The organism is Wolbachia endosymbiont (group A) of Campoletis raptor, assembly GCF_964026755.1.
GTDB lineage: Bacteria > Pseudomonadota > Alphaproteobacteria > Rickettsiales > Anaplasmataceae > Wolbachia > Wolbachia pipientis.
The window spans coordinates 468,073-480,130 of the sequence record NZ_OZ034695.1 but is presented as its reverse complement, the minus strand read 5'-3'; the positions used below and the strand labels follow the sequence as shown (position 1 = coordinate 480,130).

Sequence of the window (12,058 nt, the reverse complement as noted above, 5' to 3'; positions counted from 1 at the left end):
AGAATGATGCATCAAATTGTTCTGGAATGCAATAGTTAATAGTGACGTTGTTTGTTATAAAAAATTTCTATGTATTCAAATATTGCAGTTCTAGTTTGTTGAGCAGAGTGTTGTGAAGTATCAATAAGTATTTCTCTTTTCAATGAGCTAAAGAAGCTTTCTGCAACAGAATTGTCGTAACAACAGCCTTTATTACTCATCTATATTCTTTACAGCTAAGAGATATTGATACCCTTGCGCAGTATATTGTGAACCTTGGTCACTGTGCAGCAGTAGATTTTTAACAGGTTTACGCCTATTAATGGCCATTAATAAAGAGTTCATAACCAATTGTTTATTTATTGCACTACTCATTAACTACCATACGTGAGAATTATTGCTGCCAAATATAGCCATCCCTCCTTGGTTTTGATGTAAGTAATCCCATACTTTATTTGGTTGATCAACAATAAAGTTTTGATCTAGTATATTGGGAGCTACAGCTCTATTATCTGTTTGTTGTTTTTTAATTTTAAACTTTCTTCTCAGTATAGCCCTGATGTCATTTTTCTGCATAATACTTTGCACCGTTTTCAAATTGCAACTTTTACCCAAAGCCTTCAATTCAGCATGAATTTTAGGAGCTCCATATCTACATTTAGAAACTTGATATATTTTTTGAATAGCTTCGAGTAGCTCTTTATTTGCTGATTCTCTACTGCTTATTTTTCTTGTGGTCCACTTATAGTAGCCACTAGCAGAAAATCCTACATAATTCCTGTACTTTATAGCAGTTAGATGTATGGTCCCAGAGAGTGATGGTATACTATCATCATCATTTAAGGAGTCATTATGGGACAGATATTACATGGGTGCGCCAAAACAACACAGACGATTCGTAGAGCAATACAAAATAGAAAAGAGAGCATAGCAAAACTCTCCAAGCATTATAACCTTAATCCAAAAACTATTATTAAGTGGAGAAAACGTTCATTTACGAAAGATGCTGATATGGGTCCAAAGCATCCAAGATCAACTGTTTTAACGCTAGAAGAGGAAGCTATAATAGTTACATTTCGCAAGTATACACTACTGCCACTAGATGATTGCCTTTACGCTCTGCAGTCTACAATTCCGCATTTGACTCGCTCTAGCTTGCATCGTTGTTTACAAAGACACAACATTAGCAGATTACCAACTGTTGATGGAGAAGTTAAGTCAAAAAAGAAATTCAAACAATATCCTATCGGTTACTTTCATATTGATATTGCTGAAGTTAGAACTGAGGAGGGCAAATTACATTTGTTTGTTGCTATTGATAGGACATCCAAATTTACCTATGTTGAGTTGTGTAACAGTGCTACAAAACCCATAGCTGCTGAGTTCTTACGTAATTTGATTAGAATTTTACCGTATAAAATCCATACTATTTTGACAGATAACGGTATACAATTTACAAACCAGAAGCGTCATAAGTATGCTTTCCAACATATATTTGATAGAGTTTGCGAAGAGAATGTTATTGAACATCGTTTGACAAAAGTTAGCCATCCTTGGACGAATGGGCAAGTCGAGCGTATGAATAAAACTTTAAAGGATGCTACAGTTAAGAAGTATTACTATCAATCGCACCAGCAACTTAAAGAACACCTTTATAACTTTGTTATGGCTTATAATTATGCAAAGAGACTCAAAACTCTTAAGGGTCTTACTCCTTATGAATTTATATGTTATCAGTGGACACAGTCTCCAGAATTATTTATACTAAATCCACACCATCACACTCTGGGACCATACAATCTACCAGTTGGATTGACTAAGAGATTTTCCTCAGAACACATCCATCCTTCAGGTAAAGATGAAACTATGTAAGGGTAAATTATTTCTTTTACTTTTGATTGATCCAAATCCTCAGGGTGCTGTATTGAGACAATAATACTTTCAGCACGTACCGGGAGGTTATTCTCATATGCCAAAGTGATTTGTGACTTTGCATCTGGACCAAGTTTTGCTTCTTTAACTGCGCTCATGATATTTTTCAGAATCGAGTGTGCATAAAAAATGGGTGCCGGCATAAGGTTTTCTGTCTCTGTTGTTGCATAGCCATACATTATGCCCTGATCTCCAGCACCTTGATCCAACCCTATTGCAATGTCATTTGATTGCTCATGCAGCAATATATTTACTTTCACTTTTCTCCAGTGGAACCCATCGTGCTTGTAACCAATATCTTTTATTGTATTCCGTACAATACTTTCAATCCTGCTATTTTTGATGTTAGGCCCAAACACTTCCCCAGCTATAATAACGTTATCTTTGGTGACTAAAGTCTCTATTGCAGCTCGCGCAAAAGGATCAGTAAAAAGGTACTCATCAAGTATTGCATCTGAAATTTGATCTGCTACTTTATCTGGATGACCAGCCGCCACTGATTCACTGGTTACTAAATTTTTATATAAACTCATGTTTTTGCTTATACAATATCAAAACCGCTATAGAAAACACAGTTAGTAACTACTAAATGGTGGGTCTGGGAAGAGTTGAACCTCCGACCTCACGCTTATCAGGCGTGCGCTCTAACCACCTGAGCTACAGACCCATGATTTATTCAAGCTGAAGCTTTCATATTATCTGTAGGCACGATATCAATAAAAGTCTTTTTATTTGCTGATCTTCTAAAGCTGACCCAGCCTTCTATTTTAGCAAAAATCGTATGATCTTTACCTATACCAACATTCTTCCCAGGATGGAATTTTGTGCCTCTTTGGCGCACAATTATGTTACCAGGAATAACCTTCCCATTCTTCTTTATTCCTAACCTACGACCCGCTGAATCTCTACCATTACAGGAACTACCACCTGATTTTTTAGTTGCCATATCTTACCTCTTACTTTTGAAGACTAATTTCATTTATACGAAGAACAGTTATATACTGCCTATGACCAGTTTTCCTACGGTAATTTTTTCTTCTTTTCTTCTTAAAGATTATAATTTTTTCCCCCCTGCACTGCTCCAACACTTCAGCTTTAACAGTAGCATTAGATGAATAAGATAAGCCATTATTTGAAATACAAATCACCTTATTGATTTCCACCTCTTTTTTTTCTTCAGCTTCTAACTTCTCTACCTTTATTATACTACCTTCTTTTACTAAATATTGCTTTCCACCAGTCTCAATTACTGCAAACATGATAAATATAAATTATTGTTATTAACTTTAATCGTAAACGATGTCATATACGCTGTCAATATAAATAAAAAGCATGACTTAACGTTCTTTTTGAGCTACTAAAATACTTCTATCTGTTTTCATCTTTTATCTACCTTTTCTCAGACAGTAGACTTCTTGGATAACCTAAGCAGAAAAAAGGCAAATAGTTATTATAGCTCTAAGTTTACCGACACCGTCATGCAAGTAGCCCCTTCTCCTGTCATCCGAGTAGCTTGACACTGGTTCCTTTATGACGATGTCATCCAAGTGTCAGCTACTCGGATGACAAAAAAAGGAGCACTAGGATGACACCCTACTTAACCGTCATACCGCCGCGGTATCTCTTAACATAGATCCCTTACTTAACCGTCATACCTTAACATAGTATCCCGCTAACAAGCAGCGGGATACTATCTACACCGTCATACCGCCGCGGTATCTCTAGATCCCGCTGGGATGACGATTGTCGTTTAGCCATAAATATTAAGGAATTTACCAAATAAAAAAAAGGCAAAAGAAACCCTGGGGTTATTATCCGCTTTAAAATATTGGCGTTTTTTATGTTTTAAACGCTTGACAAGCGAAATTCAGCTGCTTTTAATTGCAGCTAACCTACGCTGCAAGTGTTTAAGAAATTTACTAAGCAGAAAAAAAGACAAAGGACCCCCGAGTTAGCTAGTCTTTTACTATCTCTGTCGAGTATTGGCATTTTTTGATGTCTTGTAACGCTTTATAAGCGCGTTCAGCTTATTTAGATAAAAATCTAGATGTAGATGAAGTTTTGTAAAGACATACAGTATCTATATACTGCAAAAAATTAAACATAATACGCCGATACATTAAGTAATCCTTACCTTTTAATCTGCAGATTGGCGAAAGCAAATACAATAGCTTCACTGTTATGATAAGGGGGCTGGCGGAGTTTGTCAAGGAAGTTTTTTTGTTTCTATTCCCAATAAAAGTTTGTTATATGGTTATGCAAGAAGTCTAATATTAAAAATGACACAACAACATAATTAAATTAGACTACTTTATTCTCTTAGTTACTTGCTTTTCTCTTGCTATTGCAAGGCTTTTTTCTGGTACATCCTCAACTATAACACTACCTGCTGCAATTACAGATTCATCATGAATATTAAGCGGCGCAATTAGTGAGCTATTGGCGCCAACAAAGCAATTGCTCCCTATATTCGTTTCATGTTTATTTTTCCCATCATAATTACAAACAATAGTGCCTGCTCCTATATTACTCTCCTGCCCTACTTTAGCATTTCCTATATAACTTAAGTGTTTTATTCTAGTGTTTTGACCAACTTCACTTGTTTTCACTTCCACAAAATTTCCTATTTTTGCCTTATTACCAATTGTTGTGTTTCCGCGTATTCTGGTAAATGGACCGACCTCAGCATTACTTTTAATTAAGCAGTTTTCTAAATGCGAAAATGGCAGTATTTTCGCACCAGACTCTATTTTCACTCCAGTACCGAAAAAAACATATGGGTAAATAACTGAATCTCTGGCAATTTGCGTATCAAGAGAAAAGAAAACAGTCTCTGGTGCAACAAGCGTTACTCCGGAGTCGGTAAAAACTTTTCTTTTATTTTCTTGAAAGTAAAATTCAGCTTTTATAAGGTCATTTCTGTTATTTATTCCCGTTGCTTCTTCTCCACCGGTAATAACGTAACCGACATTTAAATTACTCTTCACTGCAATGGAAACTATATCGGTCAAGTAATATTCATGAGTTGAGCTATTGCACTCTATTTTCTCCACCAATTCACGTAAATTCTTTGCACATGCAACCATTATTCCAGCATTTGCAAGAAATTCTTCATGATTATTTTTATCACTCTTTGCTTCTACGATTTCTCTTAAGGAACCATTCTCAATAATTAACCTACCGTATTCTTTATTGCTTGTCCTAAAACCTAGGCAAACTAGAGCCTTGCCTTCTAAATAACTAATCATTTTAGTTATTGTGCTGCTTTTTATGAGCGGAGTATCCCCATACTGCACAACAACTATGCTTGAATCTGGCAATTCTCTTAGGTTTCTCATCGCAGTTTTGACCGCATCTCCCGTGCCAAGTGTTAATTCTTGTGTAATTAACTGTATATCCTTAAAGCACTTTAGTCTTTCAATTAAAGGCAGATCAACTACAACAGCAATATTTTCAGGATTTAACTGTTTTGCATTGTAAATGACATGCTGAAGCATGGAAAAATTGCCTATTTCGTGCAGAACCTTAGGCAAATCTGAATTCATCCGCCTGCCATGCCCGGCAGCAAGTATGATAAAAGTATGAGCTTTATTTATCACTTATCTTAAAGATGAAAAATGAAAACCATAATGATCAAGCCAACTGATTTTGTTATCGTAAAAGCTTCTTAGGTCGCTGATTTGATATTTTAGCATCGCAAGCCTTTCTATACCAATGCCAAACGCAAAACCGTTGTATTTAGTATGGTCTATTCCAACATTTTGAAAGACATTTGGATGCACCATACCACATCCAAGCACTTCTATCCATTTACTACCTTTATAACTTATGTCCACTTCCGCAGAGGGTTCAGTAAAAGGAAAAAAACTATTACGAAAACGTATCTTCAGCCCTTTATCTCCAAAAAACTTATTAAGGAAGTGATGAATAGTAAATTTTAACTGGCCCATATTGACGTTTTCATCGACATATAACCCTTCTATCTGGTGAAACATAGGAGTATGAGTTGCATCAAAGTCATTTCTGTATACCCTACCAGGGGCTACTATTTTAATTGGGCATTTTTTTGTTTTTTCCATGGTTCTAATCTGTACAGATGAAGTGTGAGTGCGCAGTACCATTCTTTTATCGTTTATTTTATTCTTTAAGTAGAAGGTATCTTGCTCCTCTCGCGCAGGATGATGACTTGGAGTATTCAGTGCATCAAATACATGAAATTCATCTTCAATATCAGGGCCATCAACTGCTTTAAAACCCATATGTGCAAAAATAAGCTTTACTTCATTTATAACCTTACTGAGTGGATGGACCTTGCCCATTTTTTCTGGTCTAACGGGCAACGTGATATCAACCGCCTCGTTCTGCAATTTAAAGTTAACTTCTTCTGTTTTTAGCACATTTTCCCTATTCATGATAAGATGATCTATCTTATCACGTAAAGCGTTAATCACTGCACCTAAATCACGCTTTTTCTCTGCATTTTCTATCTTTTTTAAGTTATCAAAATACGCTCTAACTACACCCTTTTTTCCCAAATATAATAGCCTAACTTTTTCTAAATCTTGCAAAGAAGAAGCATTCTCAATTTCGGAAACTGCTTTATCTTCAAGTGAAAGTATGTCATCTAATAACTCTTTATTCATCTTAAAAACGCTGGCTTAAACTTTCATTATAGTGAAATTTTAAATATCATCAACAATCCGAAAAATTGCCCTATTCTGATTATTAATTTATTGACTGATTAATCTTTTTTATTTACCTTTGCGTTGATGAATTTGCTGTATCAACTATGCACAACAGTAATACTGAAACTAAGAATAAGTATAAAATAGAGGATTTACCTAAGCTCTTTAAGGAAAAATCCAGAAACATAAGTAAAGCATTTTCTAGCGAAACAATTAAGATCAGTACTATTCGCTCGAGAAGTATTGAAAGTAATATACAAGAATTTTCATTTGAGCTAACAGCAACAGATAAAGACACCTTTAATATAGGATTATTTCGAATAAACCCTTTAATTGATTTTTTCAAAATCTGCCTTTCCCGGGAAAAAAAATTTACAGCCAACATAAAAGTGCCCAAAGAAAGCAGTGAACTATATAATAACTACTGTAAAACTAACAGTTATAAAACTGTAGAAGAATTCGTAAATAGTGCTCCGCCTCAAATCCTTCTGCAGGGCACAACGATAACGCTACAAACAGACGTTGAAAACATTAACCTGGACAACTTGTACCAAATCGAGTTATTTCTAAATGAAAAGCTACAACATGCAGAAAAAACTGAAAATGAAGACAAAAAAGAACAGAGTGAAACTAACAAAAAAAATGCACAAAATAAACAAATCGTACCAGTTACAGGCCTGTTTGGCTATAATTTAACAAGTAGTAAAAAGCAAGTGATGCGGGTTCCAATAGTTGTTGCTGCAATGCGTGACAATTTTTTTTGGTTTGGATCTTCTTTTCGGCTATCCAATTTTTTTAATACAATACAATTCTTCTTTCAACAGCCACCAAAACTGTCCATACGAAACCAGAGGGCTTTGACTTACCATCCAACACTTCAAGAGACAAAACAGGACAAGGTAACACAAAAAGATGGAATCGACGAAAGAAGAATAGAAGACGTCACAATGCTTATTTCTGATTTCGGTCAAACTACTTCGCACACAGAGTATTTTAAGGCTAACAGAAAAAAGAAGTCAAAAAAGCAGACCAAAGAACTATCAGAGAAAGAAAAACCATTAGCCATAAAACAAGCACAAAATGATGCTAGAGTAGCTATGATAGATAACCAAATTGAGCACAGGGGAAAAAACTCGATAAAATATTTATTGAAGTGATGAGTGGATACAAAAATCAAGATCCAGAAACATTTTGCAATATTTTCAGCTCAGTATTCAATATTGTTTACTTTCAAGATAAACAATTACATGCAATATTAGAGCCAGGCGAAATATCAGAAGTATTACAGATACTCGAAAGGCCACAACCTCTTAGTAACTCACTTTTAGGTAAAGAATATTTACAAAAACAAGTATATAGAAAAAAAGAGCAATTGCTTAAATTAGTTTCAGGTGTTTATATACAACAACCTTCTCCACAACATGAAAATACTCCTCATAAATCTACAAACCCTTTACCAATTAAAGATCTTTCACCAGCAACAAATGAAGCTAAAACTCTACCACCTACTAACATTACACTCAAATCATCATTAAAAACTGTATTTTCCTCAAAAAAGGCTTATTTTTGTCTATTTATAATAGTAGCATCTGCATCAACACTTTGCTTATGGCATTTTCCGTTAGGAAAAGTGTCAATGTTAAAAGGATTAGTGCCACCAGAAAAAAGAGAAAGTATTGGGCTAGCATTGAACATAGGGTTACCAATATTAACTGCATTATGTGTTCTGAGTTTGGCTTATTTCATATATTCTGAATATTCTATAGAATCTATTGAACAAGTAAGTGAAAACGATCCCCTTTCTCGCGCCTATAGCTAGTGCAGGCTCAGTTTTCCTACGTCATACCGTCACGGTATCTCTAGATCCCGCTAACACGTAGCGGGATGACGAATTTGTCGTTTTTTAAATTGTCGGTAAACCAGAATTACTTTAACTATAACAAAATAGAAATAAGTTGTTGTAAAAAATTTTTCATGGTAAAATTATTTATTTTCACCATATGTTTAAAGGAATTATCACGGATATCGGGACTATAACTGATACTACCACTCACTCCAACTCTGATCAAATTTTCCATATCAAGACACAAAATTTATCCTCTATAAATAAAGGAGATTCAATAGCTTGCTCTGGTGTGTGTTTAACTGTTGTTGATATAATGAGCGATACATTTACAGTCCAAGCATCTCAAGAAACTATGAAGGTTGCTAACTTAAATACGTGGAGAATAGGAAAAAAAATAAATCTCGAACAAGCAATGAGATTAAGTGATAAGATCGATGGCCACCTAGTTCAGGGTCATGTTGACGGGATAGTAAAATTTTTAACAATTAATCAAAATTTAGATTCTCATGAAATCAAACTATCGTGCCCACAAGAATTAATTAAATTTGTTGCAAAAAAAAGCTCCGTTACACTAGATGGGGTTTCCCTCACAGTGAATTCAGTTATTAATCAGGAATTTACAGTAAATATCACTCCCTATACATGGGAAAATACAACTTTTCAGTACAACAAAGTAAATGATTATTTGAATTTAGAAATTGACATGATCGCTAGGTATTTAGATCAATTGATGCAGCATAAATACAATTAATTTTACAACCTTGTTATTTACAACTATTATATCTTGAAAACCATATAGATATAAAACATGCTTTTCGATAGCCTAATTATCTTCATTGTTGTTCTATGCGTAATAATCTCGGTAACTAGAGGCTTTATAAAAGAGCTATGCGCACTAATGTTTCTATTTTTATCGGTCTTTCTGACAGCTAATCACTATGATTTTTTCGCTCCAAATTATAGTAAATATTTTGATTCTAAAGTTACACTAAACATACTTTCTACAATCTCTGTATTTATTATACTTAATCTTATATTCATGATAATAAATAACTGGCTAATGTACATATTATCACCCATAAGGTTGGGGTTTATCGATAGAGTTACTGGAATCTTTCTCGGAGTGCTTAAAGGAATATTACTCTCTTATGTATTATTTTTTGCTGTGCACTTATATTGCTACACAGTATATGACAAAAAAGAGGGAGAGTATAAAATAGAAGCAGAAGACATATTGCCTAATTGGATAATAAATTCACACTCTTATCAGGCTTTATTTGTGACAGCAGAAGAAGTAATTGACATGTATGTACCAGAGTCGTTGATACTAAAAATAAAAGAGATCGGTGGAGAAATGGTTGATCAAGAAAAACCTAAAAACAATAAAAAAGAAGAGTAAATATTTATTTATAAATATTTTCATTGGGAGTATTCAAAAAGCCATATGTGTCAGGTTAAGAGCACAGAATTTTTTACTGGAAATATTAATTTTGTTTTAGCAATAAATCAACTTAAGGTCATAATATCTTGACATTTATTTAATGTTGCTATATAATAGCTATGTACATTTTGTGTACTATAGCAATAAAATTACCTTGTAATAGGTGTATTGGACCCGAGGGCAGTACTCGGCGCCTCCACCATGTTTTTTAATTATACGGGGGCGATTAAGGATCGACATGCATAGTAAAGATGGTAGCTTTGCTCGGTTAGACACCACCGCTAAGAGTTCATAATTTAAATGCAAACGATAATTTTGCTGCTGAAGAATATCGTGTTGCTGCTTAATTTAGCACAACCAATTTATTACTAAAGCACGGTTCAGGGAACGCCGGGTAACAGAAGTTCCCCCAAAATTTACGTATGTGAAAGTTATATGGAGCAAACAGATTACAAAAAACTGCTTAATTCTGCTAAGTTTCAAGTTATCAAAAAGACTTTAGATGTTATATCAGGTAATGGTTTTATCCCTCACTTAGAAATATTATTTTTCACATATTTTAATGGTGTGACCATGCCAGATCGTTTGAAAAAGTCATACCCTACTCAAATGCTTATTATATTACAGCATCAATTCTATGATTTAAAAGTTTCTGAGGATAAATTTAGCGTCAGTTTGAGTTTTCAAGGAAAACAAGAGCGAATTACTATACCGTTTTTTGCTATTAGTGAGTTTCGTGATAAAATTTCAGGAGATGTTTTAATATTTGACAAAATCAGTATCGACTCTGATAAAGAATACAAAAGTGAAAAATGTACTGAAAAACTATCAAACGGTAGTATTATATCCATAGATCAACTGCGTGATGAGTAACTGCTCATCTTTATAAACAAAAAATATTAATAGAAAAAAGTGGTCTAACTTCAGTAATAGAATAGAGGGTAGATAAATATGCTAAATCTTTAATTATTTATTAACGCAGGTGGCAAAATTTTTCTTACATATCATCAACTTCCTTTATTGAAAAATTCAGAAAAATGTTGTATAATTATTAGTAGACTTTGGTAAAACATATGACAGATTCAGGAATTAGTATAACTTTTGACCCAAAAACTTCACATAACCTTACTAAGTTAGCTGAAATCACCAAGGAATCCGTTCAAGAACTAGCAAAAAGGTTAGTCATCGAAGGAATCGAGTGCGAAGTAGAAGATATTGCGTTATATAAAACTATTAAGGAATGTGAGGATGTAGACTGGAACACAGTACTATCTGAAAGGGAGAGGACATAAACTGAGATACGATATTGTCTACTCAAAAAACTTTACTGAAAGAGATTTTCTAAATCTTCCAAAAACAATAAGATCAAGGATTACAAAAGCGATAAACGAGCGGCTTACAACTGATCCAATTAAATTTGGTAAACCATTACGTGGCAGGCTAAAAGGGTATAGAAGAATAAGGGTTAGTGATTATCGAATTATTTATACTGTAAATATTGCAAAACATAAGGTATTTGTTGCTACAGCAGGACATAGAGACACCATTTATGAGAAGGCTACTTGATAAACATTAAATATATTTTTATACAGCCCTCCTTCCTTCCTTTCTTTATTGAAAAATTAAAAAAAATGTTGTATAATTATTAGTGGACTTTGGTAAAACATATGGCAAATTCAGGCATTAACATAGCTCTTAGCGAAGAAACTTTAAAGCATCTTGCTGAATTATCTGAATTTACTAAACAGCCCGTTCAAGAATTAGCAGGAAAACTATTTAGAGAAGCAGTTGAGCTTGAAATGGAGGATTTTTTAGTATCTAAAATTTCTGATGAGCGTGATGTTGAAGGTGCAGAAACAGTTGATTTTGAAGATATTAAGTGGGATTAGAGCGTTACAAGGTTAAGTCTCTAAAGAGTGTTGTTGAAAAAGATTTACCAAACCTTCCAAAGACAATAAGGCTAAGAGTTCAAAAGGCTATAAAAGAACGTCTTACAGTTGACCCAATAAATTTTGGTGAACCACTACATCATAACTTAAAAGGATGTAGAAGGCTAAGAGTTGGTGACTATCGTGTAATTTACAGAGTAAATCAATTAGATCATATAGTAACTATCACAGAGATAGGACATAGAGATGATATTTATAAGAAATAAATACCAACATTAATATATAT

At 34.0% G+C, this 12,058-nt stretch carries 15 protein-coding genes, 1 tRNA gene, 1 other RNA gene and 3 pseudogenes; 11 read left to right on the top strand and 9 right to left on the bottom strand.

The annotated features are described in order from the left end of the window. Nucleotides 1-35 precede the first annotated feature (35 nt). From AAGD74_RS02525 to AAGD74_RS02515, 3 genes are read right to left on the bottom strand one after another with little or no spacing between them, the layout of a single operon-like run. Nucleotides 36-200: an IS3 family transposase gene (locus AAGD74_RS02525; protein WP_010082072.1), complete on the bottom strand. Its 165-nt coding sequence runs from the start codon at nt 198-200 to the stop codon at nt 36-38. Then, entirely contained in the window at nt 193-354 is a 162-nt protein-coding gene (locus tag AAGD74_RS02520; RefSeq protein ID WP_010082071.1) for a DDE-type integrase/transposase/recombinase, read from the bottom strand. The genes AAGD74_RS02525 and AAGD74_RS02520 overlap by 8 nt, the downstream gene beginning before the upstream one ends. A gap of 3 nt (nt 355-357) precedes the next feature. After that, nucleotides 358-654 (bottom strand): IS3 family transposase, encoded by a 297-nt coding sequence (locus tag AAGD74_RS02515; RefSeq protein WP_094189604.1) that lies wholly within the window; start codon nt 652-654, stop codon nt 358-360. Nucleotides 655-831: 177 nt separating this feature from the next. Between AAGD74_RS02515 and AAGD74_RS02510 the strand changes: the two genes are divergently transcribed. Further along, entirely contained in the window at nt 832-1,851 is a 1,020-nt protein-coding gene (locus tag AAGD74_RS02510; RefSeq protein ID WP_341810720.1) for an IS481 family transposase, read from the top strand. Here the strand turns inward: AAGD74_RS02510 and AAGD74_RS02505 are convergent. The 6 genes and pseudogenes from AAGD74_RS02505 to pheS form a co-directional block, all read right to left on the bottom strand. Then, nucleotides 1,779-2,444, bottom strand: a pseudogene (locus tag AAGD74_RS02505) (S-adenosylmethionine synthetase N-terminal domain-containing protein); the annotation flags it as partial. The gene AAGD74_RS02510 and the pseudogene AAGD74_RS02505 overlap by 73 nt on opposite strands. A 57-nt stretch (nt 2,445-2,501) precedes the next feature. Then, nucleotides 2,502-2,578: transfer RNA gene (locus AAGD74_RS02500), tRNA-Ile, on the bottom strand. A 9-nt stretch (nt 2,579-2,587) separates the two neighbouring features. Then, nucleotides 2,588-2,857: a 50S ribosomal protein L27 gene (gene rpmA, locus AAGD74_RS02495; protein ID WP_006279564.1), complete on the bottom strand. Its 270-nt coding sequence runs from the start codon at nt 2,855-2,857 to the stop codon at nt 2,588-2,590. 10 nt (nt 2,858-2,867) lie between these two features. Beyond that, the gene (rplU, locus tag AAGD74_RS02490; protein ID WP_006279565.1) at nt 2,868-3,170 is read right to left on the bottom strand and encodes a 50S ribosomal protein L21; all 303 of its coding nucleotides are present in this window, start codon (nt 3,168-3,170) and stop codon (nt 2,868-2,870) included. 1,047 nt (nt 3,171-4,217) lie between these two features. After that, nucleotides 4,218-5,510, bottom strand: a complete 1,293-nt coding sequence (glmU, locus tag AAGD74_RS02485) for a bifunctional UDP-N-acetylglucosamine diphosphorylase/glucosamine-1-phosphate N-acetyltransferase GlmU (protein WP_077188522.1) — start codon at nt 5,508-5,510, stop codon at nt 4,218-4,220. Then, entirely contained in the window at nt 5,511-6,554 is a 1,044-nt protein-coding gene (pheS, locus tag AAGD74_RS02480; RefSeq protein WP_338482735.1) for a phenylalanine--tRNA ligase subunit alpha, read from the bottom strand. A gap of 146 nt (nt 6,555-6,700) precedes the next feature. Here pheS and AAGD74_RS07265 point away from each other — a divergent pair. From AAGD74_RS07265 to AAGD74_RS02435, 10 genes and pseudogenes are all read left to right on the top strand, one after another. Further along, a pseudogene (locus AAGD74_RS07265) lies at nt 6,701-7,439 on the top strand (hypothetical protein); the annotation flags it as partial. Between the two features lie 119 nt (nt 7,440-7,558). Beyond that, nucleotides 7,559-8,415, top strand: a pseudogene (locus AAGD74_RS07260) (hypothetical protein); the annotation flags it as partial. A gap of 181 nt (nt 8,416-8,596) precedes the next feature. Continuing rightward, nucleotides 8,597-9,193 carry a riboflavin synthase gene (locus tag AAGD74_RS02470; protein ID WP_010082169.1) on the top strand — a complete coding sequence of 199 codons (597 nt, stop codon included), beginning with the start codon at nt 8,597-8,599 and terminating at the stop codon, nt 9,191-9,193. A gap of 57 nt (nt 9,194-9,250) precedes the next feature. Further along, on the top strand, nt 9,251-9,841 hold the full coding sequence (locus tag AAGD74_RS02465; RefSeq protein ID WP_010962383.1) for a CvpA family protein: 591 nt from the start codon (nt 9,251-9,253) through the stop codon (nt 9,839-9,841). A 124-nt stretch (nt 9,842-9,965) separates the two neighbouring features. Next, nucleotides 9,966-10,296: a transfer-messenger RNA gene (gene ssrA, locus AAGD74_RS02460) on the top strand. Nucleotides 10,297-10,318: 22 nt separating this feature from the next. Then, nucleotides 10,319-10,756 carry a ClpXP protease specificity-enhancing factor SspB gene (locus AAGD74_RS02455; protein ID WP_006279412.1) on the top strand — a complete coding sequence of 146 codons (438 nt, stop codon included), beginning with the start codon at nt 10,319-10,321 and terminating at the stop codon, nt 10,754-10,756. A gap of 200 nt (nt 10,757-10,956) precedes the next feature. Next, the gene (locus AAGD74_RS02450; RefSeq protein ID WP_006279413.1) at nt 10,957-11,175 is read left to right on the top strand and encodes a hypothetical protein; all 219 of its coding nucleotides are present in this window, start codon (nt 10,957-10,959) and stop codon (nt 11,173-11,175) included. Continuing rightward, nucleotides 11,156-11,449, top strand: coding sequence for a type II toxin-antitoxin system RelE/ParE family toxin (locus AAGD74_RS02445; protein WP_341810766.1), 294 nt, complete (start codon nt 11,156-11,158; stop codon nt 11,447-11,449). Before AAGD74_RS02450 ends, AAGD74_RS02445 begins: the two co-directional genes overlap by 20 nt. Nucleotides 11,450-11,550: 101 nt before the next feature. Further along, nucleotides 11,551-11,772 (top strand): hypothetical protein, encoded by a 222-nt coding sequence (locus AAGD74_RS02440; RefSeq protein WP_006279415.1) that lies wholly within the window; start codon nt 11,551-11,553, stop codon nt 11,770-11,772. Further along, on the top strand, nt 11,763-12,038 hold the full coding sequence (locus AAGD74_RS02435) for a type II toxin-antitoxin system RelE family toxin (RefSeq protein WP_015588829.1): 276 nt from the start codon (nt 11,763-11,765) through the stop codon (nt 12,036-12,038). Before AAGD74_RS02440 ends, AAGD74_RS02435 begins: the two co-directional genes overlap by 10 nt. The last annotated feature ends 20 nt before the right edge of the window (nt 12,039-12,058 follow it).